Annotated in this window: 29 protein-coding genes; 3 read left to right on the top strand and 26 right to left on the bottom strand. The window is 72.1% G+C overall.

What is annotated here, in order from left to right; translation table 11 throughout:
* Nucleotides 1–29 precede the first annotated feature (29 nt).
* Nucleotides 30–791, bottom strand: a complete 762-nt coding sequence (locus HGAM_RS10150) for an ABC transporter permease (RefSeq protein ID WP_019145377.1) — start codon at nt 789–791, stop codon at nt 30–32.
* A complete protein-coding gene (locus tag HGAM_RS10145; RefSeq protein WP_019145376.1) occupies nt 788–1,699 on the bottom strand; it encodes an ABC transporter ATP-binding protein in 912 nt (303 codons plus the stop codon). Before HGAM_RS10145 ends, HGAM_RS10150 begins: the two co-directional genes overlap by 4 nt.
* Before the next feature lie 202 nt (nt 1,700–1,901).
* On the opposite strand from HGAM_RS10145, the gene HGAM_RS10140 reads away from it, so the two are divergent.
* Both HGAM_RS10140 and HGAM_RS10135 read left to right on the top strand, forming a co-directional pair.
* Entirely contained in the window at nt 1,902–3,299 is a 1,398-nt protein-coding gene (locus HGAM_RS10140) for an aspartate aminotransferase family protein (protein ID WP_019145375.1), read from the top strand.
* On the top strand, nt 3,296–3,748 hold the full coding sequence (locus tag HGAM_RS10135) for an Lrp/AsnC family transcriptional regulator (RefSeq protein WP_019145374.1): 453 nt from the start codon (nt 3,296–3,298) through the stop codon (nt 3,746–3,748). The genes HGAM_RS10140 and HGAM_RS10135 overlap by 4 nt, the downstream gene beginning before the upstream one ends.
* Before the next feature lie 6 nt (nt 3,749–3,754).
* Here HGAM_RS10135 and HGAM_RS18750 read toward each other — a convergent pair whose 3' ends face one another.
* The 10 genes from HGAM_RS18750 to rpsB all read right to left on the bottom strand — a co-directional run bounded on the left by HGAM_RS18750 (nt 3,755) and on the right by rpsB (nt 11,322).
* Nucleotides 3,755–4,297 carry a GNAT family N-acetyltransferase gene (locus HGAM_RS18750; RefSeq protein ID WP_019145373.1) on the bottom strand — a complete coding sequence of 181 codons (543 nt, stop codon included), beginning with the start codon at nt 4,295–4,297 and terminating at the stop codon, nt 3,755–3,757.
* 14 nt (nt 4,298–4,311) lie between these two features.
* Nucleotides 4,312–4,764 carry an AMP-binding protein gene (locus HGAM_RS10125; protein WP_038951720.1) on the bottom strand — a complete coding sequence of 151 codons (453 nt, stop codon included), beginning with the start codon at nt 4,762–4,764 and terminating at the stop codon, nt 4,312–4,314.
* Entirely contained in the window at nt 4,761–5,471 is a 711-nt protein-coding gene (locus HGAM_RS10120) for an enoyl-CoA hydratase (protein WP_245532121.1), read from the bottom strand. Before HGAM_RS10120 ends, HGAM_RS10125 begins: the two co-directional genes overlap by 4 nt.
* A 101-nt stretch (nt 5,472–5,572) precedes the next feature.
* Nucleotides 5,573–6,700 carry a dual-specificity RNA methyltransferase RlmN gene (gene rlmN / locus HGAM_RS10115; protein ID WP_019145371.1) on the bottom strand — a complete coding sequence of 376 codons (1,128 nt, stop codon included), beginning with the start codon at nt 6,698–6,700 and terminating at the stop codon, nt 5,573–5,575.
* A 40-nt stretch (nt 6,701–6,740) separates the two neighbouring features.
* Nucleotides 6,741–7,190 carry a PGPGW domain-containing protein gene (locus HGAM_RS18745; protein ID WP_019145370.1) on the bottom strand — a complete coding sequence of 150 codons (450 nt, stop codon included), beginning with the start codon at nt 7,188–7,190 and terminating at the stop codon, nt 6,741–6,743.
* Between the two features lies 1 nt (nt 7,191).
* Nucleotides 7,192–8,052 (bottom strand): phosphatidate cytidylyltransferase, encoded by an 861-nt coding sequence (locus HGAM_RS18740; RefSeq protein WP_019145369.1) that lies wholly within the window; start codon nt 8,050–8,052, stop codon nt 7,192–7,194.
* A 10-nt stretch (nt 8,053–8,062) separates the two neighbouring features.
* Nucleotides 8,063–8,617: a ribosome recycling factor gene (gene frr, locus HGAM_RS10100; RefSeq protein ID WP_218915281.1), complete on the bottom strand. Its 555-nt coding sequence runs from the start codon at nt 8,615–8,617 to the stop codon at nt 8,063–8,065.
* Between the two features lie 87 nt (nt 8,618–8,704).
* Nucleotides 8,705–9,451 (bottom strand): UMP kinase, encoded by a 747-nt coding sequence (pyrH, locus tag HGAM_RS10095; protein WP_019145367.1) that lies wholly within the window; start codon nt 9,449–9,451, stop codon nt 8,705–8,707.
* A gap of 41 nt (nt 9,452–9,492) precedes the next feature.
* Nucleotides 9,493–10,308 (bottom strand): translation elongation factor Ts, encoded by an 816-nt coding sequence (gene tsf, locus HGAM_RS10090; protein WP_020691686.1) that lies wholly within the window; start codon nt 10,306–10,308, stop codon nt 9,493–9,495.
* A 93-nt stretch (nt 10,309–10,401) separates the two neighbouring features.
* Entirely contained in the window at nt 10,402–11,322 is a 921-nt protein-coding gene (gene rpsB, locus HGAM_RS10085) for a 30S ribosomal protein S2 (RefSeq protein WP_019145365.1), read from the bottom strand.
* 302 nt (nt 11,323–11,624) lie between these two features.
* Between rpsB and HGAM_RS18735 the strand changes: the two genes are divergently transcribed.
* A complete protein-coding gene (locus HGAM_RS18735) occupies nt 11,625–12,506 on the top strand; it encodes a M23 family metallopeptidase (protein ID WP_049798231.1) in 882 nt (293 codons plus the stop codon).
* 1 nt (nt 12,507) lies between these two features.
* Here the strand turns inward: HGAM_RS18735 and HGAM_RS10070 are convergent, their stop codons facing one another.
* The 14 genes from HGAM_RS10070 to rpsP all read right to left on the bottom strand — a co-directional run bounded on the left by HGAM_RS10070 (nt 12,508) and on the right by rpsP (nt 23,483).
* Nucleotides 12,508–13,431 (bottom strand): tyrosine recombinase XerC, encoded by a 924-nt coding sequence (locus tag HGAM_RS10070; protein WP_019145364.1) that lies wholly within the window; start codon nt 13,429–13,431, stop codon nt 12,508–12,510.
* 47 nt (nt 13,432–13,478) lie between these two features.
* Nucleotides 13,479–14,636, bottom strand: coding sequence for a DNA-processing protein DprA (locus HGAM_RS10065; RefSeq protein WP_019145363.1), 1,158 nt, complete (start codon nt 14,634–14,636; stop codon nt 13,479–13,481).
* Complete coding sequence (locus tag HGAM_RS10060) at nt 14,633–16,204, bottom strand: YifB family Mg chelatase-like AAA ATPase (protein WP_019145362.1); 1,572 nt, start codon at nt 16,202–16,204, stop codon at nt 14,633–14,635. The genes HGAM_RS10065 and HGAM_RS10060 overlap by 4 nt, the downstream gene beginning before the upstream one ends.
* Nucleotides 16,204–16,566, bottom strand: coding sequence for a YraN family protein (locus HGAM_RS10055; protein WP_038951717.1), 363 nt, complete (start codon nt 16,564–16,566; stop codon nt 16,204–16,206). The genes HGAM_RS10060 and HGAM_RS10055 overlap by 1 nt, the downstream gene beginning before the upstream one ends.
* A 90-nt stretch (nt 16,567–16,656) precedes the next feature.
* Entirely contained in the window at nt 16,657–17,808 is a 1,152-nt protein-coding gene (locus HGAM_RS10050; protein ID WP_019145360.1) for an acyl-CoA dehydrogenase family protein, read from the bottom strand.
* A 1-nt stretch (nt 17,809) separates the two neighbouring features.
* Entirely contained in the window at nt 17,810–18,118 is a 309-nt protein-coding gene (locus tag HGAM_RS10045; RefSeq protein WP_019145359.1) for a DUF2469 domain-containing protein, read from the bottom strand.
* A 54-nt stretch (nt 18,119–18,172) separates the two neighbouring features.
* A complete protein-coding gene (locus tag HGAM_RS10040) occupies nt 18,173–18,913 on the bottom strand; it encodes a ribonuclease HII (RefSeq protein WP_019145358.1) in 741 nt (246 codons plus the stop codon).
* Nucleotides 18,910–19,584, bottom strand: coding sequence for a signal peptidase I (gene lepB / locus HGAM_RS10035; RefSeq protein WP_019145357.1), 675 nt, complete (start codon nt 19,582–19,584; stop codon nt 18,910–18,912). The genes HGAM_RS10040 and lepB overlap by 4 nt, the downstream gene beginning before the upstream one ends.
* A gap of 33 nt (nt 19,585–19,617) precedes the next feature.
* Nucleotides 19,618–19,968, bottom strand: coding sequence for a 50S ribosomal protein L19 (gene rplS / locus HGAM_RS10030; RefSeq protein ID WP_019145356.1), 351 nt, complete (start codon nt 19,966–19,968; stop codon nt 19,618–19,620).
* A 211-nt stretch (nt 19,969–20,179) separates the two neighbouring features.
* Nucleotides 20,180–21,397, bottom strand: a complete 1,218-nt coding sequence (locus HGAM_RS10025; protein ID WP_020691689.1) for an ammonium transporter — start codon at nt 21,395–21,397, stop codon at nt 20,180–20,182.
* Nucleotides 21,398–21,535: 138 nt separating this feature from the next.
* The gene (gene trmD, locus HGAM_RS10020; RefSeq protein ID WP_019145354.1) at nt 21,536–22,231 is read right to left on the bottom strand and encodes a tRNA (guanosine(37)-N1)-methyltransferase TrmD; all 696 of its coding nucleotides are present in this window, start codon (nt 22,229–22,231) and stop codon (nt 21,536–21,538) included.
* 1 nt (nt 22,232) lies between these two features.
* A complete protein-coding gene (gene rimM / locus HGAM_RS10015; RefSeq protein WP_019145353.1) occupies nt 22,233–22,760 on the bottom strand; it encodes a ribosome maturation factor RimM in 528 nt (175 codons plus the stop codon).
* Nucleotides 22,761–22,764: 4 nt separating this feature from the next.
* On the bottom strand, nt 22,765–23,016 hold the full coding sequence (locus HGAM_RS10010; protein WP_019145352.1) for an RNA-binding protein: 252 nt from the start codon (nt 23,014–23,016) through the stop codon (nt 22,765–22,767).
* Nucleotides 23,017–23,018: 2 nt separating this feature from the next.
* A complete protein-coding gene (gene rpsP, locus HGAM_RS10005) occupies nt 23,019–23,483 on the bottom strand; it encodes a 30S ribosomal protein S16 (RefSeq protein WP_020691690.1) in 465 nt (154 codons plus the stop codon).
* Between the last annotated feature and the right edge of the window lie 180 nt (nt 23,484–23,663).

Genomic DNA, 23,663 nt, shown 5'->3' with positions numbered 1-23,663 from the left:
GCCCATCCTCTCGCACCACCCTGTGGCGGTTACTTCACCTCGCTGCGCAGCACCCGCCACAGCCCGACCGCGAACGGGATGCCCAGCCAGACCAGGCCCGAGACCAGCAGCCGCAGCCAGATGTTGTCGGGCTGCGGGTCGTTGAACACCTGGCCCTGCAGCGTCCCGAAGTCGAGCCAGCGCTGGACGTCGCCGCCCCAGTCGGTGACGCCCGACAGCACCTGGAACACCGTCGGCACCAGGAACAGGTAGACGACGTAGACGACGATCGCGAGCGCCGACGAGAGCAGCAGCATGCCGAAGGCGAAGCCGTGGATCAGGCCGATGACCTGCAGGATCGGCCAGGCCACGAAGTCGCGGGTCTCCATCTCCCACACGTTGTTGCCGCCGCCGAGCACCGCGCCGATCGCGGCCAGCACCATGGCGACGACCAGCGACGCCAGCGCCAGCACGACCGACGCGAGCAGCTTCGACACGACCACGCGCGCGCGGCGGGGAACCAGCGTGAAGCTGACCAGGGCGGTGCGCTGGCCCCACTCCTGGGTGATGGACAGGATGCCCAGCACCGGCAGGAGCAGGTTCATGGGCAGCGCCATCGCCGACAGGAAGTTGGAGAACGTCAGGAAGTCCTTCTCCACCCACAGGACCATCGCCAGCATGATGAGCAGGTCGATGATCCCGATGACCGCCAGGAGCCAGAACCCGGCCCGGGTGTCGATCATCTTGCGCAGCTCCACCGCGACGAGGCGGCCGAGCGGGACGGCCGGACGCTGCAGGTCGATGGTGCTCATGCGCGGGCTCCTTCGGTGGGCAGCGCGTCGCGCTGCGTGTCGGACGTGAGCTGGAGGAACATCTCCTCCAGGTTCGCGGACTCGGCCGCGCGCAGCTCCAGCAGCACGACGCCGGCGGCGGCCGCAGCGCGTCCGACCTGCTCGGGCGTCGCGTCGGTGGCCAGGCCGGCCCCGGAGACGTGCGACTCGATGCCGGCGGAGACGAGGGCGTTGACCAGCGCCGACGGGTCGAGGGCGCGCACGAAGGTGCCGGTGCCCTTGAGCAGCTCGTCCTTCGTGCCCTGCGCGACGATGCGGCCGTGACCGATGACGATGATCTCGTCGGCGATGACCTCGATCTCGTGCAGCAGGTGTGACGACAGCAGCACGGTGCCGCCCTTGTCGGCGTACGCCCGCAGCAGCTGGCGCATCCAGTGGATGCCGGCCGGGTCGAGGCCGTTGGCCGGCTCGTCGAGGATCAGCACCTGCGGGTCGCCGAGCATGACCTGGGCCAGGCCGAGGCGCTGGCGCATGCCGAGCGAGTAGTTCTTGACCCGACGCTTGGACTCGCTGGCGTTGAGGCCGACCAGGGCGAGCATCTCGTCGACGCGCGACTTGGGCAGGCCCATGGTCTGGGCGGCGATGGTGAGCACCTCGCGGCCCGTGCGACCGCCGTGCTGGGCGGACGCGTCCAGCAGGACGCCCACCTGCACGCCGGGGTTCGGGATGTCGCGGTAGGCGACGCCTCCGATCGTGGCGACGCCGGACGAGGCCGGCGTAAGGCCGGTCATGATCCGCATCGCCGTGGACTTGCCGGCGCCGTTGGGGCCCAGGAACCCGGTGACGGTGCCCGGGCGGCAGACGAAGGAGACGTCACGGAGGGCCTGGTACGACCCGTACGTCTTGGAGAGGTGCTCGACCGCGATCATGGGCTCCACCCTGCCCGAGACGCCCCCACGACCGCCAGCACCGCCACGCGCGCCCGGGGGTCCGTCCGACGACCAGCCGGTGACGAGTCGGTGACGAGCGGCCTCTAGCGGCTCGGTCACGACGACTGATTTCGACGTTACACGCGCATTTCACGACGGATTCCCTTGTGACTGGTCCGCTGGACGCGTGATACTGCCTGTCATGAGCGACCTCGATCTCGACCACCTCCAGCGGGCCGGCAAGGACCACCTCTGGATGCACTTCTCGCGCCAGGGGTCGTACGGCGCCGACCACGACATCCCGGTGATCGTCAAGGGCGACGGCGCCTATATCTGGGACGCGCAGGGCCGTCGCTACCTCGACGGGCTCGCGGGACTGTTCGTCGTCCAGGCCGGCCACGGCCGCGAGGAGCTCGCCAAGGCCGCCTACGACCAGGCCAAGGACCTGTCGTTCTTCCCGCTCTGGACCTTCGCCCACCCGAAGGCCATCGAGCTGGCCGAGCGCGTGGCGTCCTACGCCCCCGGCGACCTCAACCGCGTCTTCTTCACCACGGGTGGCGGCGAGGCGGTCGAGACCGCCTGGAAGGCGGCCAAGCAGTACTTCAAGCTCAAGGGCAAGCCGCTCAAGCACAAGGTGATCAGCCGTCAGGTGGCGTACCACGGCACGCCGCAGGGCGCGCTCTCCATCACCGGCATCCCGGACATGAAGGCGCCGTTCGAGCCGCTCGTGCCCTCGACCGTCCACGTGCCCAACACCAACGCCTACCGCGCCCCGGCGTACCTGCCGCACGGCGAGGACGGCATGGTCGACCCGGTCGCGTTCGGACGCTGGGCCGCGGACCAGATCGAGGACGCGATCCTCGCCCAGGGACCCGAGACCGTCGCGGCCGTCTTCCTCGAGCCGGTGCAGAACGCCGGTGGCTGCTTCCCGCCGCCGCCCGGGTACTTCCAGCGCGTGCGCGAGATCTGCGACACCTACGACGTCCTGCTCGTCTCCGACGAGGTCATCTGCGCGTTCGGCCGCCTCGGCGAGATGTTCGGCGCGACCCGCTTCGGCTACGAGCCGGACATGATCACCTGCGCCAAGGGACTGACCTCCGGCTACTCGCCGCTGGGCGCGATGATCGCCTCGGAGAAGGTCATGGAGCCGTTCCTGGAGGGCAACAACAGCTTCCTGCACGGCTACACGTTCGGCGGCCACCCGGTCTCGTGCGCCGTCGCGATGGCCAACCTGGACATCTTCGAGCGCGAGAAGCTCAACGAGCGTGTCCGCGAGAACGAGCCGGCCTTCTTCGGCACCCTGCAGAAGCTGCTCGACCTGCCGATCGTCGGTGAGGTCCGCGGCGCCGGGTACTTCTACGGCATCGAGCTGGTCAAGGACCAGGCGACGCGCGAGACGTTCGACGAGGACGAGTCCGAGCGCCTGCTCCGCGGCTTCCTGTCCAAGGCGCTGTACGACGCCGGCCTGTACTGCCGCGCCGACGACCGCGGCGACCCGGTCATCCAGCTCGCTCCCCCGCTGATCTGCGACCAGTCGCACTTCGACGAGATCGAGCAGATCCTGCGCAGCGTCCTGACCGAGGCCGGAACGCTGCTGTGACCTCGCCGCTCGACGACGTCTCGAAGGCGATCATCGCCAAGCTGCAGGTGGACGGACGCCGCTCGTACGCGGCGATCGCCAAGGAGGTCGGGCTCTCGGAGGCCGCGGTGCGCCAGCGCGTGCAGCGGCTCACCGAGTCCGGCGTCATGCAGATCGTGGCCGTCACCGATCCGCTTCAGCTCGGCTTCGCCAAGCAGGCCATGGTCGGCGTGAAGGTCGCCTCGCACATCACGGAGGTCGCCGAGCGGATCGCCAAGATCCCCGAGATCGACTACGTCGTGGTGACGACCGGACGCTTCGACATCCTCGCCGAGGTGGTCTGCGAGAGCGACGACGCGCTGCTCGAGCTCGTCGGCGACACCATCGCCGCGATGGACAAGGTCACTTCGACCGAGACGTTCGTGTACCTGAAGCTGGCCAAGCAGACGTACTCGTGGGGCGTGCGCTGAGCCCGCTCAGCTGAGCTCGCGCACGAGCTCGTGGTGGGGCGTGCCGGAGACCTCGACGAGACCGCCCACGTCCGTGTAGCCGCAGCGCAGGTAGGCCCGGCGGGCGCGCTCGTTCTGCTCGTGGACGTGCAGCCGCACGCGCGGGACATCCGCGTCGACGAGCCACTCCTCCACGGCGGCCAGCAGCCGCGCCAGGACTCCTGCGCCGCGGTGGGACGGACGCACATAGACGCCCACGACGGCCGCGCGGCGCTCGGGACCCACGTCGCCGAGGTAGTCGGGCTCGCCAGGCTCGGCGACCAGGGCGGTCACGGTGCCGACCGGTTCGCCGCCCGCATCCACGGCGACGACCTGGCACACGGACCTGCCCGCCGACGCCGAGCGTGTGCGCTCGTGCCAGAAGCCGTCGGGCCGGGCCAGCGCCTCGTCGACGTCCTCCAGGAACGCGAGGTGGGCGACCGGGTCGCGCAGCGCCTCGAGCCGCAGGCCGCGCAGCCGCGACCAGTCGTCCTCGCGGACCCGGCGGACGACGACATCGGACGTCCCCATGGGGCTTCCGAAGGTCACAGCGTGACGGTGCCGCCACCGAGCAGCGGGTCGAGCAGGTGCCCGAACCGGGTGCGCATGCGGTCGGCGTAGCCCTCCGGATCGCGCTCGGCCGAGCCGGCCGGGTCGTTGGCGCCGGCCTTCAGCACAGTGGCCCACTCGTACTCGTCCGCGCCCAGGTGGACGCGCAGCGGGTCGCCACCGAGTCGCGGGTCCGCGCCGTCCTCGACCTCGAGGTGCAGGCGGACGACCGCGAGCACGGCCACGACCTGCTCGAGACCGGGCTCGAGCCGCAGGTCGACGGAGCCGCCGGGCTCCACGCCCAGCAGGCGCAGACCGCCGGCGAGCGCCGCGGACGTCTCCAGCAGGCGGGCGTACGTGACCGGACGAGCGGCACCGGCGACGGCGAGGTCGTCGGCCCGGCCACCGACGACGTGCCGGTCGAGCGCCTCGAACGCGAGCGAGCTCATCGGCCCTCGAAGACCGGCTGGCGCTTCTCGGCGCGGGCGCGCGAGGCCTCCTGCACGTCGTCGCTGCGCCACACGCTCGCGAAGGCGGCCTCGACGGCCGGCTCGTCGTCGGCCGTGCCGTTGAGCACGAGCTTGTTGTACGCCAGCGTCATCGGCGCCATGGCCGCGATCTCCTGGGCCCAGGCGAGCGCGTCCGCGAACGTCCCGGGTCGGTCCGCGAGCCCGCAGACCAGGGCCTCGTCGCGGTCGATCGTGGCGGCGGCCAGCATCATGCGGCGGGCGCGTCCGGTGCCGGCGAGCTTCTCCAGGGTGCGGATGGTCCAGGCGTCCACGGCCATGCCGTTGAGCGCCGTGGGCACCGCGAACCGCGCACGCTCGTCCACGACCCGCAGGTCGCAGGCCAGGGCGAGCTGCGTGCCGGCACCGATGGCCGGGCCGTTGACGGCGGCGATCACCGGGATCTCGACCGCGGCCAGGTGGTGCAGCATGCCGTAGAGCGCGTGCAGGAACTCGTCGCCGTGCACACCGTCCAGGTCGGCGCCCGCGCAGAAGGCGGTGCCCTCGCCGGTCAGCACGAGCACGCGGGCGCCGGCCTCGACCTGCTCGTCGACGGCCACGTACAGCTGGCGGCACAGCTCGAGGTCGAGCGCGTTGCGCTTCTCGGGGCGCTGCAGCGTCAGGACGGCCACGGGTCCCTCACGGGTCACGGCGAGCAACGGTTCTCCTTCTTGCCAGGGGGTCTGGCCACACCGTACCCAGACGCCGGCAGGCCCCCGTGTGCGGTCCGCCACTCCCCGGACCGAGGAGCTCAGACCTCGGAGGCGGCGAGCTGGCCGCAGGCGGCGTCGATCTCGTCGCCGCGGGTGTCGCGGATCGTCGTGCTGATGCCGCGACGTTCCAGACGACGCACGAACTCGTCCATGTCCTCGTCGCGAGAGCGCGTGAACTGGGAGTCGGGGATCTCGTTGAGCGGGATCAGGTTGACGTGCACCCAGCTCCAGTCGCCGCGCTTCTGCAGCACGTCGGCGAGCAGGTCGGCGCGCCAGGCCTGGTCGTTGATGTCGCGCATCATCGCGTACTCGATCGAGACGCGGCGCTTCGTGGTGCGCGCGTACTCCCATGCGGCGTCGACGACCTCGTCGACCTTGTAGCGGGTGTTGATCGGCACGAGGGTGTCGCGCAGCTCGTCGTCGGGCGCGTGCAGCGACACCGCGAGCGTCACCGGGATGCCCTCGGTGGCCAGCTGCTTGATCCGCGGCACCAAGCCGACGGTGCTGACGGTGATGTTGCGGGCGCTCATGCCCAGTCCGTCCGGCGCCGGCGTGACCATGCGGCGCACGGCACCGATGACCGCCTTGTAGTTGGCCATCGGCTCGCCCATGCCCATGAACACGATGTTCGACAGGCGTCCGGGTCCACCGGCGACCAGGCCGTCGCGCATGGCGCGGGCCCCGTCGACCACCTGGTCGACGATCTCGCCGGTGCTCATGTTCCGCTGCAGGCCGCCCTGGCCGGTGGCGCAGAACGGGCAGGCCATGCCGCAGCCGGCCTGGCTCGAGACGCACAGCGTGGCGCGGTCGGAGTAGCGCATGAGCACGGACTCGACGAGCGCGTTGTCGAACAGCCGCCAGAGGGTCTTGCGGGTGGTGCCCTTGTCGGCCTCCATGACCCGCACCGGGGTCAGCAGCGTCGGCAGCATGCCCTCGGCGAGCTCGGCGCGGATCGCGGCCGGCAGGTCGCTCATCGCCTCGGGATCACGCTCGAGCCGCGCGAAGTAGTGGTTCGCGACCTGCTTCAGCCGGAAGGCGGGGAGCCCGAGCTTCTCGGCGGCCTCCTTGCGCTCCTCGGGAGCGAGGTCGGCGAGGTGGCGCGGCGGCTTGGCGCGGCCACGCGGCTGCTCGAGGACGAGCGGGAGCGTCCGGGGCGTGTCGTTCACCGAACCAGTCTCCCACCCGGGGCAAGGATCGACCGAATCGTCAGCCGCGACGGGCCGGGGGCTTCTCCCCGCGCACCCGGAAGCGGCGGTAGCTGTAGACGATCAGGCCCCAGGAGATGACGCCCGAGACGGCCAGCGAGAAGCCGGTCCAGAACCCGCCGACGAGCCACCACGAGTCGCGCAGCGGCCACCAGCCCGGTGCGTCCGGGCTGACCATCCACAGCACGCCGAGCGCGACGAGCGCGGCACCGCCGGCGACGGACATGGCGATGCGCGGCGCGGTGCTGACCCCCTCGTAGGCGGCCTGCAGCGCGGCCCGCTCCACCGGGTCCACCCGGCGCTCGGCCCACTCGTACTGCTGCGAAAGCACCACGAGGCCGGCGAACAGGCACAGCAGGCCCGGGCCGGGCAGCACCAGCGCGGCCAGGCCGACCAGCACGAGCAGCCAGCCCAGCACCTCCAGCGCGACGCGCTTGACCCGGCGGGTCACGTCAGGCCACCGGGACGGCGTAGTGCAGCACGAGCCACGCCATGGGCGCGACCACGATGAGCGAGTCGAGCCGGTCCATGAGGCCGCCGTGGCCGGGCAGCAGGTCGCTCATGTCCTTGATGCCGAGGTCGCGCTTGATGAGCGACTCCGACAGGTCGCCCAGCGTCGCGGCGAGGACGCCGACCACACCGAGGATCGCGCCGGCCCACCAGTCGCCCTCGAGGCCGAGGGTCACGACGAGCACGCCGACCAGGACGCCCGCGGTCATCGACCCGGCGAAGCCCTCCCAGGACTTCTTCGGGCTGATCGACGGGGCCATCGGGTGCTTGCCGGCCAGGACGCCCGCGGCGTAGCCGCCGGTGTCGGAGGCGATGGTGACCGCGATGAAGGCGACGATGCGCCACGGTCCGTCGTCCTCGGCCAGCATCAGCAGGACGAACACGCCCATGAGCCAGACGTACGACAGGCACAGCAGCCCGGCGGACGTGTCGCGGACGAAGCCGTCGGCGCCCTCGGCCATCCGCCACACGAAGGTGCCGATGACCGTGAGCGCCATGGCGATGGCCGCCACGTCGACGCCCTCGGCGTAGGCGCCGACGTTCATCGCGACGCCGCCGACGACGATCGGGACCAGCGGGACGCGGATGCCCGCCGTGCCCAGCGCCCGGGCCAGCTCGACGACGCCGATGGTCAGCGCGACCACGACGACGCCGACGAACGCGGCCTTCCAGAAGACCAGCGAGCAGATCACCAGCGCGACGAGGGTGACCCCGACCGCGATGGCCGCGGGCAGGTTGCGCCCGGCGCGGCTCTGCTTGAGCGCCTCCGCCGGCTCGGCCGGCTCGGGGTCGTTCGGGTCCACCGGGGTCGGCTCAGACCTCAAGGAGCTCCGCTTCCTTCTTCTTGAGCATCTCGTCGATCGAGTCGACGTACTTCTTGGTCAGCGCGTCGAGCTTCTTCTCCGCACCGGTGTTGTCGTCCTTGCCGATCTCGGAGTCCTTCTCGGCCTTGTCGAAGGCCTGCTTGGCCGTGCGGCGCAGGTTGCGCACCGCGACCCGGCCCTCCTCGGCCTTGGACTTGGCCAGCTTGATGTACTCCTTGCGACGCTCCTCGGTCAGCTCGGGCAGCGACACCCGGATGACCTTGCCGTCGTCGGTGGGGTTCACGCCGAGGTCGGAGTCGCGGATCGCCTTCTCGATGGCGTTCTTCGCGCCCGCGTCGTACGGGTTGATGATGACGACGCGGGGCTCGGGCACCGTGAAGCTGGCCAGCTGCTGCAGCGGGGTCGGCGTGCCGTAGTAGTCGGCGGTGATCTGCGAGAACATCGCCGGGTGCGCACGACCGGTGCGGATCGCGGCGAACTCCTCGCGGGAGTGCTCGACGGCCTTGGCCATCTTCGCCTCGGTCTCGTTCAGCGTCTCGTTGATCACGTCATGCTCCTTCACGGGCCGCTCGGGCGGCGCCTCTCGAGGGCCGACGCGAGGCGTCGGCCGGTGGTGCGTGGCTGCGTCCGCTCAGGACGAGTGGACGAGCGTACCGATCTTCTCACCGCGCAGGCCACGGGCGATGTTGCCCTCGCCCTCCATGCCGAACACGACCATCGGGAGGTGGTTCTCCATGCACAGCGCGAACGCGGCCGCGTCGACGACCTTGAGGTTGAGCCGCAGGGCGTCCTCGAAGGTCACCGAGTCGTACTTGACCGCGGTGGGGTCCTTGCGCGGGTCGGCGGTGTAGACGCCGTCGACGCCGCTCTTGCTCATGAGCACCGCGTCGGCCTTGATCTCCAGCGCGCGCTGGGCCGAGACGGTGTCGGTGGAGAAGTACGGCATGCCGGCGCCGGCGCCGAAGATGACGACGCGGCCCTTCTCCAGGTGGCGGACGGCTCGGCGCGGGATGTACGGCTCGGCGACCTGACCCATGGTGATGGCGGTCTGCACGCGGGTCTCGACGCCCTGCTTCTCGATGAAGTCCTGCAGCGCGAGCGCGTTCATGACCGTGCCCAGCATGCCGATGTAGTCGGCGCGCGAGCGCTCCATGCCGCGCTGGCTCAGCTCGGCGCCACGGAAGAAGTTGCCGCCGCCGACGACGATCGCGACCTGCACGCCCTCACGGGCGGCGTCGGCGATCTGGCGGGCGATGCCGTTGACGACGTCGGGGTCGAGCCCCAGACGTCCGCCGCCGAACACCTCGCCGGAGAGCTTGAGCAGCACCCGACGGAACGGAGGGGCCGCAGGGTCGGCCTCGTTGAAGCTGTCGACCACTGCGGCCCCTCTCGTCTCGTCGTGCTGTCGATCGTAGGTGATCAGGCGCCGATCTCGATGTGCGCGAAGCCGGTGACCTTCACGCCGGCCTCGTCGAGCACGCCCTTGACCGTCTTCTTGTTGTCGGTGACCGACGGCTGGTCCAGGAGGGCGACCTCCTTGAAGAAGCCGTTGACGCGCCCCTCGACGATCTTGGGCAGCGCCTGCTCCGGCTTGCCCTCCTCGCGGGCGATGGCCTCGGCGATCTCGCGCTCCTTGGCGACGGTCTCGGCCGGGACGTCCTCACGGGAGAGGAAGCGCGGACGCATCGCGGCGATCTGCATCGCGGCGCCGCGGGCGGCAGCCTCGTCCGGGCCCTCGTACGAGACGAGGACGCCGACGGCCGGCGGCAGGTCGCTGGCGCGACGGTGCAGGTACACGGCGACGTCGCCGTCGAGGTAGGCCACGCGGCCGAGCTCGATCTTCTCGCCGATGACCGAGGCCAGCTGGCTCACGGTGTCGGCTACGGTGCGGCCGTCCTCGAGCGTCACCGCGGCGAGCGCGGCGGCGTCGGTGGTCTTGTTCTCGTTGGCGGCGGCGGCGAGCTGCTCGGCCAGGGCGATGAACTGGTCGTTCTTGGCGACGAAGTCGGTCTCGGCGTTGAGCTCGACCAGGGCGTTGCCGTTGCTGGCGACGAGACCGGCGGTGGCCTCGCGCTCGGCGCCGCGCTTGGCGGCCTTGGCGGCACCCGAGATGCGCAGGATCTCGACGGCCTTGTCGAAGTCGCCGTCGGCCTCGGTGAGGGCCTTCTTGGCGTCCATCATGCCCGCGCCGGTGGCGTCGCGGAGCTTCTTCACGTCTGCGGCGGTGATTGCCATGGGGTGTCCTTTACGTCGTGGTGGCGGCCGCCGAGCATCGCTGCTCGGCGACCGCCGTCCGCGGTGGTCGGGTGGTCGGCCGGAGCCGACCGATCAGGCGTTCTCGGTGGTGGCCGGAGCCTCGGCGACGGGCGCCTCGGTGGTCTCGGCGGGAGCCTCGGCCGTCTCCGAGGCGGGGGCCTCGGTCGGCTCGGTCGTGGCGGCCGGAGCCTCCGTGGCGGCGGCGTCGGCGGCCGGAGTCTCGGCACCGGTCTGCAGGAGCTCCTGCTCCCACTCGGCCAGCGGCTCGTCCGCGCCCGGCGTCTCGGTGGCGGCCTGCGCGCCGCTGCGGGCCTTGAGGCCCTCGGCGACGGCGTCGGCGACGACACGGGTCAGGACGGCGACCGAGCGGATCGCGTCGTCGTTGCCCGGGATCGGGTAGTCGACGTCGTCGGGGTCGCAGTTGGTGTCGAGGATCGCGACGACCGGGATGCCCAGCTTCTTGGCCTCGTCGACCGCCAGACGCTCCTTCTTGGTGTCGACGATCCAGACCGCGGCCGGGGTCTTGCCCATGTCGCGGATGCCGCCGAGGGTGCGGTTGAGCTTGTCGTACTCACGACGCATCTGCAGGAGCTCCTTCTTCGTGCGACCGGAGCCGGCCACGTCGTCGAAGTTGATCTCCTCGAGCTCCTTCATGCGCTGGAGGCGCTGGTGCATCGTGGTGAAGTTGGTGAGCATGCCGCCCAGCCAGCGCTGGTTCACGTAGGGCATGCCGACGCGCTTGGCCTGCTCCTCGATCGGCTCCTGCGCTTGGCGCTTGGTGCCGACGAACAGGATCGTGCCGCCGCGGGCGACGGTGTTCTTGACGTACTCGAACGCGGAGTCGATGTAGGCCAGCGACTGCTGCAGGTCGATGATGTAGATGCCGTTGCGCTCGGTCAGGATGAAGCGCTTCATCTTGGGGTTCCAGCGACGGGTCTGGTGCCCGAAGTGGACGCCGCTCTCGAGCAGCTGACGCATGGTGACGACGGCCATGGCCGTTCCTCCTTGTGGCACGCTCGCGCGTGCCGGTCCTGGTTGACGTGCCGGCGACCTCCGCCGACACCCTGGCGCCTGCCGAGCGGGAAGGGCTCCGAGGAGACCAGGACCCGGTCCACCCCTCGCAGGGTGGTGCAGGCGCGCGAATTTCACCTCCGGTGAGGTGATGGGGACATCCTACCTCGCCGGCTCGCGGTGCTGGAAATCGGCTCGGTCCACACCGCCGGGGTCCCCGGACGACGTCCACAGGCGGCGCGTGGGGCGTCGCGCCGCGTCCCTCGCGGGCGTTCGCTGGGGACATGCGCACCCTCGCCCGCCTCCTGCTCGCCGCCCTCCTGCTGCTCGCCGCGACTCCGGCCCACGCCGCTCCGCCCCGGTGGACCTGGCCGCTGTCCGACACCGCGGTGGAGCGCGGCTTCGAGCCGCCGGCGAGCGAGTACGGCGCGGGCAACCGCGGCGTCGACCTGCGCGGGGAGGCCGGCGAGGCCGTGCGCGCCGTGGCGGCCGGGCGGGTGACGTTCGCGGGCCAGGTGGGCGGGGTGCCCGTGGTGGTGGTCGACCACGGCGCCGAGCGCTCGACCTACCAGCCGGTCACGGCCGGGGTCCGGGTCGGCGACGCCGTCCGTGCCGGCGAGCCGGTCGGCCGGCTCGTGGTCGAGCACAGCCATTGCGCGCCGAGGGCCTGCCTGCACCTGGGCCGCCTGGCCGGTGACGAGTACCTCGATCCCCTGGCGGCTCTCGGCGCCGGCCGCTTCCGGCTGGTCGACCCGGACGGCCCGCTCCCCCAGCCGCCGGCCGGCGAGTGGTCCGGCGAGCTGGAGCGGCCCGTGGCCGGCCCGGTCACGTCCGCGTTCGGCATGCGGGTCCATCCGGTGACCGGCGCGCGCAAGCTGCACGACGGCACGGACATCGCGGCCCCGTGCGGCACCCCGGTGCGCGCGGCCGCGGCCGGCACCGTCTCGTCGGCGTCGTTCGCCGGGGCCTACGGCAACCGGGTCGACGTCGGGCACGGGGACGCGGTGACCGGCTACGCCCACCTGTCGGCGATGGACGTCCGGCCCGGCCAGAGCGTCGCGGCGGGCGACGTCGTCGGCCGCGTCGGGTCGACCGGTTCGTCGACCGGCTGCCACCTGCACCTCATGCTCGTGGTGGGCGGCACGCCCGTGGACCCGCTGGGCTGAGTCAGGCGCGCGGGTGCGCCTGGCGGTAGGCCTGGCGCAGCCGGTCGGTGCTGACGTGGGTGTAGATCTGCGTGGTGGCCATGGACGAGTGGCCGAGCATCTCCTGGACGCTGCGCAGGTCCGCGCCGCCCTCGAGCAGGTGCGTGGCGGCGCTGTGCCGCAGGCCGTGCGGACCAAGGTCCGGCGCGTCGTCGACGAGCCGGAGCCGCTCGTGCACGATCCGGCGCACCGCCCGCACGTCGATGCGTCCGCCACGGGCACCCAGGAACAGCGCGTGCCCGGAGGCGGCCGTCGCCAGCGCGGGGCGTCCGCGGCGGGCCCACTCCTCGACCGCGTCGGCGGCCGGACCGCCGAACGGGACGACCCGCTCCTTGCTGCCCTTGCCCAGCACCCGGACGACGTGGCGCTCACGGTCGACGTCGTCGACGTCCAGCCCGGCGAGCTCGGCCACGCGGATGCCGGTGGCGTACAGCAGCTCCAGGATCGCCAGGTCGCGCAGGCCCAGCGGCCCCTCGTCCGGCAGGCCGTCCGTGACCCGCTCGAGCATCGTCTCGACCTCGTCGCGGCGCAGCGTCGGCGGCAGGGGCCGGTGCGGACGCGGGCTGGCGAGCAGCGCGCCCGCGTCCTGGGTCGCCCGCCCCGTGCGCACGAGCCACGCGGTGAACACACGGGCCGAGGTCGCCCGACGCGCGAGCGTGGTGCGGGCGCGGCCGCGGGTCTGCTGGTTGGCCAGGTGGCTGCGCAGCGTGCGCAGGGTGAGGTGGGCGGGGTCGAGGACGTGCAGCAGCCGGGCGTTCTCGGCCAGCGCCTGCAGGTCCGTGACGTAGGCCCGGACCGAGTGCTCGGACAGCCCGCGTTCGTGACGCAGGTGGTGGGCGTAGACGTCCAGCACCTCGTCCCAGGCGTCGCGCGGCTCCGTCACCATCCCAGTCTCGCCCCGCAGGCTCGCCGCTCCCCCGCGACGCGCCGAGGTCAGGCCAGGTCGGCGCGCCGCACGAGGGTCCAACCGTCGCCGAGCCGCTCGGCGTAGCCGGCGTCGGCGAGCGTGGTCAGGTGCTCCTGTGCCTGGGCGGCCGCGAGGCCGACCCGCCCGGCCACCTGCTCGGTCGTCAGGGACTCGTTCCAGCGCAGGCCGTCAAGCGTCCGCGCCGCGTCGGGCCCGAGCCGGTCGTAGGCGGTGGTCCGACGCACCACGTCGGGAGCAGGCTCGGCCCCGATGCCGCCGAGCGACTCCAGGACGTCCTCGGCCCGCGTGACCAGCTCGGCCTCGCCGGAGCGCAGCGCGAGGTGGACGCCCTCGGACATCTGCGAGGTGACCGGGCCCGGCGTGCCCATCGTCGTGCGGCCGAGCCGGTCGGCCCAGCGCAGCGTGTTCAACGAGCCGCTCCGGGCGGCGGCCTCCACCACGACGGTGCCACCGGCCAGGGCGGCGATGAGCCGGTTGCGGGTCAGGAACCTCGCTCGGATCGCGACCTGGCCCGGCGGCTGCTCGCTCACCACCGCGCCGCCGGCGGCGACGAGGTCGAGCAGCGACGCGTGGGCCCGCGGGTACGGCAGGTCCGCTCCCCCGGCCAGCACCGCGACAGTGGCGCCGCCCGCGGCCAGGGCCCCGCGGTGCGCGGCGGCGTCGATGCCGAACGCCGCGCCGCTGACGACGGTGGCCCCCGCGTCGCCCAGCCCGGCACCGAGCTCGCCGGCCAGGCCGAGCCCGTAGGTCGTGGCCGCGCGAGCACCCACGATCGCGACCGCGGCGCCCAGCACCTCGTCGAGCCTCACCGCGCCTCGGACCCACAGCCCGAGCGGCGCACCGGCGGTGCCCCCGAGCGGCTCGACGTGGTCGAGGTCGTCCACCCCGTCCGGCCACTCGTCGTCACCGGGAACCACCCAGCGCAGCCCGCAGGTCCGCGCCCGGGCCAGGGCGGCGCCGTCGGCGTCGTCGACCCCGGCCGCGCGCTCCTGCCAGGCCGCGGGCAGCGGGCGCCCGTCGAGCACCCCGCGTCCGCCGGCCGCGGCCAGCACGGCGCCGGGCTCGTGCTGCTGCAGCAGGTCGCGCAGGCGCGGGTCGCCCGGCTCGGCCACCAGGCTCAGCCGGCGACGGACGTCCGACTCCCGGCTCACGGTCCGGTTCACGCGCTCGCCACCAAGGTGCGGAGGTGGCCCGGCAACGGCAACGAGCCACGCAGCGCCAGGGCGGCCTCGACGTCGCTCGCGCCGGGGCGGTCGTGGCCCACGAGGTCGGCCACGCTCCACGCCAGCCGCAGGACCCGGTCGGCGGAGCGGGCGTTGAGCCGCTGGGCTCGCAGCTGGGCGTCGACCAGTGCATGCCCGTCGTCGGCCAGCGGCCACCGCCGGCGCAGCTCGGCACCCGGGACGTCGGCGTTCGTGCGCCACGGCGTGTCGGCGTACCGCCGGCGCTGCCGGACGCGAGCCTCGGCCACCCGCTCGGCGACCTCGCGGGTGCTGCGGGCGTCGCCGAGGGCCCCCGCCAGCTCGGGCCGCGACTGGGCCACCAGCGTGCGGTGGATGTCGATGCGGTCGCGGATCGGGCCGGAGATGCGGTCGGAGTAGCGCCGGCGCATGAGCGGGGTGCACTCGCACCGGTCGACCGTGCTGCCCGCCCGGCCGCACGGACACGGGTTCGCGGCCAGGACGAGCTGGAACCGCGCCGGGTACACGGCGGTCTGGGCCGCCCGGGAGACGACGACGCGTCCGGACTCGAGCGGCTGGCGCAGCGCGTCGAGCACGTTGGACGCGAACTCCGGCGCCTCGTCCATGAACAGGACCCCGTGGTGCGCCAGGCTCATCGCTCCCGGACGGACGCCGCGCGTGCCCCCACCGACGATCGACACCGCGCTGGCCGTGTGGTGCGGGTCGAGGAACGGCGGACGCACCAGCAGCGGCTCGTCGGCCGACAGCACCCCGGCGACCGAGTGGACGGCGCTGACCGACAGCGACTGGTCACGCTCGAGGTCCGGGAGCAGGCCGGGCAGTCGCTGGGCGAGCATCGTCTTGCCGATGCCCGGCGGGCCGGTCATGAGCAGGTGGTGCCCGCCGGCAGCCGCCACGACCACCGACAGCCGCGACTCGTCCTGGCCGGCGACGTCGGCGAGGTCGAGACCCGCGCACGCGTCCCACCGGGTCTCGCGCGACGGCTCGAGCGGCGGCACCGGGGGGTCGTCGGGCTCGTCCTCGCCGGTCAGCAGCGCGACGAGATGGCGCAGGGAGCGGACGCCCACGACCCGCAGTCCCGGCACGAGCGACGCCTCGGCGACGTTGGACTCCGGCACGACCACGTGGTCGGCCCCGGCCTCCGCCGCGGCGAGCGCCGCTGGCAGGACGCCGCGCACCGCGCGCAAGCGTCCGTCGAGGGCCAGCTCGCCGAGCAGCACGGCGTCACGCAGCGCGTCGAGCGGCAGCACGTCCTTGGCCCCGAGGACGGCCACCGCGATCGCCAGGTCGTAGTGGCTGCCGGTCTTGGGGAGCGTGCTGGGCGCCAGGTTGATCGTCACCCGCTGGTCGGGCCAGGACGTGCCGGAGTTGACCACCGCGGCGCGGACCCGGTCGCGGGCCTCGCTCACCATGGTGTCGGCGAGGCCGACGACCACCGTGGTCGGCAGCCCGCTGCTCACGTCGACCTCGACCTCGATCAGCCGGCCGGACAGCCCGTCGAGCGCGACCGACCGCGTCGCGGACGCCATCAGGCCACTCCTGTCACGCGCTCGACCACCGGCGCGCCGCGGCGGGGCAGACGCACCGAGACGACGTCGATGCGGACGGCCGGCGGGTGCAGGTCGTGCACCTCCAGCCAGTGCGAGGCGAGCCGGCGCAGCCGAGCGGCCTTCACCGCCGACACGGCCTCGAACGGCGACCCGTGGGTCTCGGACGTGCGGGTCTTGACCTCGCACACGACGAGCGTCGAGCCGTCACGGGCGACGAGATCGATCTCGCCGTACCGGCAGGTCCAGTTGCGGGCCAGGATCACCATGCCCTGGGCCACCAGGTGGTCGGCCGCCACCCGCTCGCCGTACCCGCCGAGCGCCTTGTTGCGTGCGTAGGTCATGGCGTCCACGCTCGTGGCGGTCACCGACCCCGGGCGGCACCGTCACCCTCGGCTGTGGACGGGCGGACCGGCGTGCGGCCCTGTGGACGATCAGGTGAAGGCGTTGATGCCGGTCTCGGCGCGGCCGATGAGCAGCTTCTGCACCTGGCTCGTGCCCTCGTACAGCGTCATCACCCGCGCGTCGCGCAGGTACTTCTGCACCGGGTACTCGTCGACGTAGCCGTAGCCGCCGAAGGCCTGGATCGCCTGGTTGGACGCGCGGACGGCCGCCTCGCTGGCGAAGTACTTGGCCTTGGACGCGGCCACGCCGAACGGCTCGCCGCGGTCGACCAGGTCGGCGCAGCGCCACACGAGCAGCCGGGCCGCGTCGGCGTCGACGCTGAGGTCGGCGATGATCTCCTGCACGAGCTGGAAGCCGGCGATCGGACGGCCGAACTGCTCGCGCTGGGTGGTGTACTCCACGACCGCCTCGAGGCAGCCCTGGACGATGCCCACGCAGGACGCGGCGATGCCGAGCCGCCCCTTGTCGAGGGTGGACATGGCGATCTTGAAGCCCTGCCCCTCCTCGCCGAGCCGCGCCGACGCCGGCACCCGGACGCCCTGGAAGGACAGCTCGGCGGTGGCCTGGCCGCGCAGGCCGAGCTTGCCCTTGATCTCGCGCCGCTCGAACCCCGGCGTGTCGGTGGGCACGAGGAAGGCGCTGATGCCCTTCGGCCCGGGGCCGCCGGTGCGGGCGAAGACCAGGCACACGTCTGCCCACGTGCCGTTGGTGATGAAGATCTTGGCGCCGTCGATGACGTAGTCGTCGCCGTCGCGCGCCGCCCGCGTGGTCAGGCTGCCGGCGTCCGAGCCGGTGCCGGGCTCGGTGAGGCCGAAGCAGCCGAGCTTCTCGCCGCGGGCGATCGGGCGCAGCCACTCCTCCTGCTGCTCGGGCGTGCCATGCTCGAGGACCGGCTTGCCGACGAGCCCGGACGAGACCGAGACGATGCCGCGCACGGACGAGTCCGCGCGGCCGAGCTCCTCCATCATCAGCGCGTACGTGACGTAGTCGAAGCCGACGCCGCCGAGCTCCTCGGGGATGGTGACGCCGAAGAAGCCCTGCTCCCCCAACCGTCCGATCAGCGACGTGTCGATCGACTCCGCCCGGTCCCAGTCGCGGCGGAACGGGACGACCTCGCGCTCCAGGAAGGCACGGGTGACGTCGCGGAAGGACTCCTGCTCGGGAGTGGGGCGCAGGTCCATGTCAGGTCGTCGGGACCTTGAAGTCGGACTTGCTCAGCTCCTCGACGTTGACGTCCTTGAAGGTGAGCACCTTGACGTTCTTGGCGAACCGCGCGGGGCGGTAGATGTCCCACACCCAGGCGTCGCTCATGGTGACCTCGAAGTACGCGTCACCGGTCTCGGAGCGCACCTTCACGTCGACGGCGTTGCACAGGTAGAAGCGCCGGTCGGTCTCGACGACGTACTTGAAGATCTCGACGACGTCGCGGTACTCGCGGTAGAGCGCGAGCTCCATCTCCGACTCGTACCGCTCCAGGTCCTCGGCACTCATGCGTCAAGCGCTCCTTCGGGTGGCAGGTGGCGACAACTGTACGGGCGGGACGCCTCAGTCGAGCAGAGCCTCGGGCGGCACGTCGTGCGCGCCGCCGAGCCCGGGCAGGCGCCACGACACGCGGTGGTGCGGGCTGGGGCCGTGCTCGGCGAGCGCGGCGACGTGGCCGGGCGCGGAGTAGCCCTTGTTCTCGTGCCAGCCGTACTGCGGGTGGTCGTCGGCCAGCGCGACCATGATCGCGTCGCGGGCCGTCTTGGCCAGGATGCTGGCGGCGGCCACGGCGGCGCACTGCATGTCGGCCTTGATCATCGTGGTGACCGGCGGGACGTGGTCGACCTCGAACGGCGGGGCGAACAGTCCGGTCTGGGCCGGCGTCGTGAGGTAGTCGTGGTTGCCGTCGAGCAGGACGGCGTCCGGCACGACGCCGAGGCCGGCCAGCGCCCGGTGCCCGGCGAGCCGGAGGCCGGCGATGATGCCGTGCTCGTCGATCTCGGCCGACGACGCGTGGCCCACGGCGTGGGCGGTGGCCCAGCGCCGGATGCGCGGCGCCAGGCGCTCACGGGCGTCGGCGGTGAGCAGCTTGCTGTCGCGGACGCCCTGCGGTGCCGTGGGCGTCTCGGCCGTGATGAGCACGGCGCCGATGGTGACCGGGCCGCACAGGGCACCGCGGCCCACCTCGTCGAAGCAGGCCAGGGTCGTGCCGCCCTCGCGCAGCATGCGGCGCTCGACCCGCAGGCTCGGCGCCGCCGAGCGGGGACGGGACGCGCGCCGGGGCGTCTCGACCGTGGCGGTCACTTCTTCGGTTCCGCCACGTCGTCGAAGGCGTCGGTGCCGTCCACGAACCCGCCGCGGTCGAACGGCCACACGCGCAGCCAGGCCTTGCCGACGACGTCGGAGACGGGCACGAAGCCGCCGCCGGGCTCGCCCATGTGGGCGCGCGAGTCGGCGGAGTTGTCGCGGTTGTCGCCCATCACCCACAGGTAGCCCTGGGGCACCTTCACCTCGAACGGGGTGTCGGCCGTGACCGACGGGTCGAGCGGGTACTCCTCGGTGATCGGCGTGCCGTTCACCGTCAGGCGTCCGTCGTCGGTGCAGCACCGGACGGTGTCGCCGCCGACGCCCACGACGCGCTTGATCAGGTGCCCGCCGGTCGGGTACAGGCCGACGACCTCGAGGGCCTTCTGGACCGGGTTCGTCGCGGCACGCGACTCGTCCTCGGCCAGCCAGCCCCCGGGGTCATCGAACACCACGATGTCGCCGCGGTCCGGGTCACCGGACCAGTACGAGACCTTCTGCACGAGCAGGCGGTCGTTCTCGACCATCGTCGGCTCCATGGAGCCGGACGGGATGTAGAACGCCTGGAGGAAGAACGTCTTGACGACGACCGCGATGACCACCGCGGTGACCACCAGCAGGATCGTCTCCTGCCAGATGGGGAGGTGCCTCTTGTCGGCCTGCTGCGTCACGCGGTGAGCCTAGCCCCTCGTCGGACGAGGGACTCAGACGTCCCGCTTCTCCTTGATCTTGGCCGCCTTGCCGCGCAGGTTGCGCAGGTAGTACAGCTTGGCGCGACGCACGTCGCCACGGGTCGCGATCTCGATCTTCTCGATGACCGGGGTGTGCAGCGGGAAGGTGCGCTCGACACCGACGCCGAAGCTGACCTTGCGGACCGTGAAGGTGCGGCCGATGCCCGAGCCCTGCACCTTGATGCAGACGCCCTGGAAGACCTGGACGCGGGAGCGGTTGCCCTCGACGACCTTGACGTGGACCTTGAGGGTGTCGCCGGCGCGGAACGCGGGGATGTCGTCGCGCAGCGACTGAGCGGCAACCTGGTCGATGACGTTGGTCATGTCTTCTCTTCTCTCGCAGCAGCCGCAGGTCGGCCACGGTGGGTTCGGTGGTGCTGAGTCTGAGGTGGCGTCGTGATGCACCGTGCCCCTGCGGCAGCGTGGTGCGACACCGAGGGACAAGTCTGCCACAGCGCGTCCGGGCCGGAGAAGTCGGGCCGGACGTGACGGGGCCCCGCCGGAGCGTGTCCGGCGGGGCCCGTCAGCGAGCCGGTCAGTCGAAGGCGTAACCCGCGCCGTGCAGCGCGGTGTCGATGCCGGCGACCTCGTCCTCCTCCTTCACGCGGAAGCCGATCGTCTTGTCCAGGACGGTCGCGACGGCGAAGGCCACCGCGAACGAGTAGGCCATGACGACCACGACGGGGACGACCTGCGCGACCAGCTGGTCGATGTTGCCGCCGACGAACAGGCCGGTGTCGGTGGCGAAGAAGCCCAGGTACAGGCAGCCCAGCACGCCGGCGACCAGGTGCAGGCCGACCACGTCGAGCGAGTCGTCGTAGCCGAGCTTGTACTTGAGGTCGATGGCGAAGGCGCACGCGATGCCGGCGAGCAGGCCGAGGACGATCGACCAGAACGGCGTCAGGTTGGCGCAGGCCGGGGTGATGGCGACGAGGCCGGCGACGACGCCCGAGGCGGCGCCGACCGCGGTGGCCTTGCCCTCCTTGAGGTGCTCGATGACCACGAAGCCGAGCAGGCCGGCGGCCGGGGCGACGATCGTGTTGAGGAAGATCAGCGCGCCCTGGCCGTTCTCGACCGCGGCACCGGTGTTGAAGCCGAACCAGCCGAACCACAGGATCGCGGCGCCGATGAGCACGAGCGGGACGTTGTGCGGGACGGCGTCCTCCTTGGTGAAGCCCGTGACACGCTTGCCCAGGACGAGCGCGAGGGCCAGGGCCGCCGCGCCGGCGCTGATGTGGACGACCGTGCCGCCGGCCCAGTCGATCGGGGTCGCGTCACCGACGGTGAAGGTGCCGATCCAGCCGGTCAGGCCCTCGTCGTCGAAGCCCCAGACCCAGCCCTGCGAGGGGAAGTAGACGAGCGTCGCCCAGATGCCGGCGAAGACCATCCACGGCAGGAACCGCGCCCGGTCGGCCACGGCGCCGGAGATCAGCGCGGTGGTGATGACCGCGAAGGTCGAGCCGAACGCCACGCCGGCCAGGCTGGCCGGGTCGTTCTTGGCCATGTCCGACAGCGCGAAGTCCGAGAACGGGTTGGCCAGCCAGCCGTCGATCAGGTCGCTGCCGTTGGAGCCCATGTTGAAGCCGTAGAGCACCCACAGGACGAAGACCAGGCCCATGGCGCCGAAGCTGAGCATCATCATCGAGACGACGCTCTTGGCCTTGACCAGGCCGCCGTAGAAGAACGCCAGGCCGGGGGTCATGAACAAGACCAGGGCTGCGCAGAGCAGCAGCCAGATAGTTCCCGCTTCCATCTCAAACCTCTTCACTGGTGAACAAGGGGACGTCCACGAGTGCGTCGTTGCTCCGCGGACCTGGCGTCAGCGTGGTCCCTGCCTGTTCGCAGGCGTTTGCCGTGCGGTGTCGGCGTCGTTACATGAACGGCAGCGGTGTTACGAGTCCGTTTCGGGAGCGAGGAGGTCGGGGCGGCGCGTGCGGGTGCGCTCGAGCGACTGCTCGCGGCGCCACGCGGCGATCGCGCCGTGGTTGCCCGACAGCAGCACGTCCGGGACGTCGAGCTCACGCCACGACGAGGGCTTGGTGTAGACGGGGTACTCCAGCAAGCCGTCCTCGCCGTGGGACTCCTCGGCGAGCGACTGCGGGTTGCCCATGAAGCCGGGCACGAGCCGGACGGTGGCCTCGATGATGGCCAGCGCGGCGACCTCGCCGCCGTTGAGCACGAAGTCGCCGAGCGAGAGCTCGCGCACGCGCCAGCGCGACGCGGCGTGGTCGAGGACGCGCTGGTCGATGCCCTCGTAGCGCCCGCAGGCGAAGACGAGGTGCTGCTCGGCAGCCAGCTCGTGGGCGACGGCCTGGGTGAACGGCTGACCGGACGGCGTGGGCACGACGAGCACGCCGTCGTCGGTCATCGTCGCGTCGAGCGCCTCGCCCCACGGCTCGGGCTTCATGACCATGCCCGCTCCCCCGCCGTACGGGGTGTCGTCGACCGTGCGGTGCCGGTCGCGGGTCCAGTCGCGCAGGTCGTGCGCCTGGACGGTCAGCAGGCCCGCGGCCCGCGCCTTGCCGGCCAGCGAGAGGTCGAGCGCGTCGAGGTAGGCCGGGAAGATCGAGACGACGTCGATGCGCACGTCAGCCCTCGTCGGTGGGGACGACGTCGGCGCCGTCGGGGTCGAGCAGGCCCGGCACGTCGGCGACCTCGACGAAGCCGCCGCGGACGTCCACGACGGGCACGATCTCGGTCACGAACGGGACGTAGACCTCGCGTCCCTCGAGCTTCACGAGCAGCAGGTCCTGCGCAGGCAGGTGGACCACCTGGGTCACGGTGCCGACGACCTCGCCGGCGCTGCGGACCTCGAGGCCCTCGAGCTGGTGGTCGTAGAACTCGTCCGGGTCGTCGGGGAGCTCGTCGGGGTCGATGTCGACCTCGAGCAGGAGCCCGCGGAGCGCCTCGGCGGCGTTGCGGTCGTCGACGCCGGTGAACCGGACGAGCAGACGACCCGAGTGGTGGCGAGCCGTGACGATCGTCAGCGTCCGCGAGCCCGAGACGACCGACGAGCCCGGCGCAAACCTGCGCTCGGGCTCGTCGGTGCGGGGCTCGACGCTGACCTCGCCACGGATGCCATGGGCGCGGCCGATGCGGCCGACCACGACACGCACGTCGCTACCTCCGGCGGTCGACGTCGACGAAGTCGATACGCGCACCGCCGCGGCCGGCGAGCGCGCTCGCGACCGTGCGGATGGCGGTGGCGGTGCGGCCCTGACGGCCGATCACCTTGCCGAGGTCGGCGGGGTTGACCCGGACCTCGAACAGCTCACCGCGCTGGGTCGACTTCGCACGCACGTCGACGTCGTCGGGATGATCGACGATGCCGGCCACGAGGTGCTCGATGACCTCGTCGAGCGGGGCGCCCATCGTCAGGACTCGTCCGCCGGGGTCTCGGCGGCGGGAGCCTCGTCAGCCTTGGGCTCGTCGGCCTTGGGCTCGTCGGCCTTGGGCTCGTCGGCCTTCTTCTTGGCCGGCTTCTTGGCCGTGGTGGCCTCGGCCTTCGGCTCGGCGTGGATCTCGCTGAGCGCCTCGTTGAACGCCTCGGCCTTGTCGCGCTTGGCCGTGGGGGTCTTGAGGGTGCTCTTGCCGTCGCCCAGGTCGCCGGTGATCTTGAGGATCGCGGCGACGGCCTCGGTGGGCTGCGCGCCGACCGAGAGCCAGTGCTTGGCGCGCTCGGAGTCGACCGAGATCGTCGAGGGCTCGGTCTTGGGGTTGTACGTACCGATCTCCTCGATCACGCGGCCGTCGCGCTTGGTGCGCGAGTCGGCGACGACGATGCGGTAGAACGGAGCACGGATCTTGCCCATGCGCTTGAGGCGAATCTTGACTGCCACGGTTGTGGTGTCTCCTTGGAGCTCGAGTGTGATGACCGCCGGTGCCGTGTGGGGACGCGGACCCGGGGAAGGTCGTGGGACCGGCGAGCACGGGCTGAGAGGGTCCCGTGCCCAGCGGACACAAGGGATCATTCTGCCAGAGACGCCCGGCGGTCTCCAACCCGGCGCGCGCGGCGCCTC

This window comes from Aeromicrobium massiliense JC14 (assembly GCF_000312105.1).
Taxonomy (GTDB): Bacteria; Actinomycetota; Actinomycetes; order Propionibacteriales; family Nocardioidaceae; genus Aeromicrobium; species Aeromicrobium massiliense.
This window is presented reverse-complemented; position numbering and strand designations above follow the sequence as displayed.

Bases quoted from the DNA above. Each gene is read 5' to 3' on its own strand.
- HGAM_RS18735 (WP_049798231.1), top strand. From the start codon at position 11,625: ATGCGCACCCTCGCCCGCCTCCTGCTCGCCGCCCTCCTGCTGCTCGCC.
- HGAM_RS10025 (WP_020691689.1), bottom strand. From the start codon at position 21,397: ATGGAAGCGGGAACTATCTGGCTGCTGCTCTGCGCAGCCCTGGTCTTG.
- HGAM_RS10060 (WP_019145362.1), bottom strand. From the start codon at position 16,204: ATGGCGTCCGCGACGCGGTCGGTCGCGCTCGACGGGCTGTCCGGCCGG.
- HGAM_RS10055 (WP_038951717.1), bottom strand. From the start codon at position 16,566: ATGACCTACGCACGCAACAAGGCGCTCGGCGGGTACGGCGAGCGGGTG.
- HGAM_RS10125 (WP_038951720.1), bottom strand. From the start codon at position 4,764: ATGAGCTCGCTCGCGTTCGAGGCGCTCGACCGGCACGTCGTCGGTGGC.
- HGAM_RS10010 (WP_019145352.1), bottom strand. From the start codon at position 23,016: ATGGGCGCCCCGCTCGACGAGGTCATCGAGCACCTCGTGGCCGGCATC.
- HGAM_RS18750 (WP_019145373.1), bottom strand. From the start codon at position 4,297: ATGGGGACGTCCGATGTCGTCGTCCGCCGGGTCCGCGAGGACGACTGG.
- rplS (WP_019145356.1), bottom strand. From the start codon at position 19,968: ATGACCAACGTCATCGACCAGGTTGCCGCTCAGTCGCTGCGCGACGAC.
- rpsB (WP_019145365.1), bottom strand. From the start codon at position 11,322: ATGGCCGTCGTCACCATGCGTCAGCTGCTCGAGAGCGGCGTCCACTTC.
- HGAM_RS10045 (WP_019145359.1), bottom strand. From the start codon at position 18,118: ATGAGTGCCGAGGACCTGGAGCGGTACGAGTCGGAGATGGAGCTCGCG.
- tsf (WP_020691686.1), bottom strand. From the start codon at position 10,308: ATGGCAATCACCGCCGCAGACGTGAAGAAGCTCCGCGACGCCACCGGC.
- HGAM_RS10140 (WP_019145375.1), top strand. From the start codon at position 1,902: ATGAGCGACCTCGATCTCGACCACCTCCAGCGGGCCGGCAAGGACCAC.
- HGAM_RS10070 (WP_019145364.1), bottom strand. From the start codon at position 13,431: ATGGTGACGGAGCCGCGCGACGCCTGGGACGAGGTGCTGGACGTCTAC.
- HGAM_RS10145 (WP_019145376.1), bottom strand. From the start codon at position 1,699: ATGATCGCGGTCGAGCACCTCTCCAAGACGTACGGGTCGTACCAGGCC.
- HGAM_RS10150 (WP_019145377.1), bottom strand. From the start codon at position 791: ATGAGCACCATCGACCTGCAGCGTCCGGCCGTCCCGCTCGGCCGCCTC.
- HGAM_RS10050 (WP_019145360.1), bottom strand. From the start codon at position 17,808: ATGGACCTGCGCCCCACTCCCGAGCAGGAGTCCTTCCGCGACGTCACC.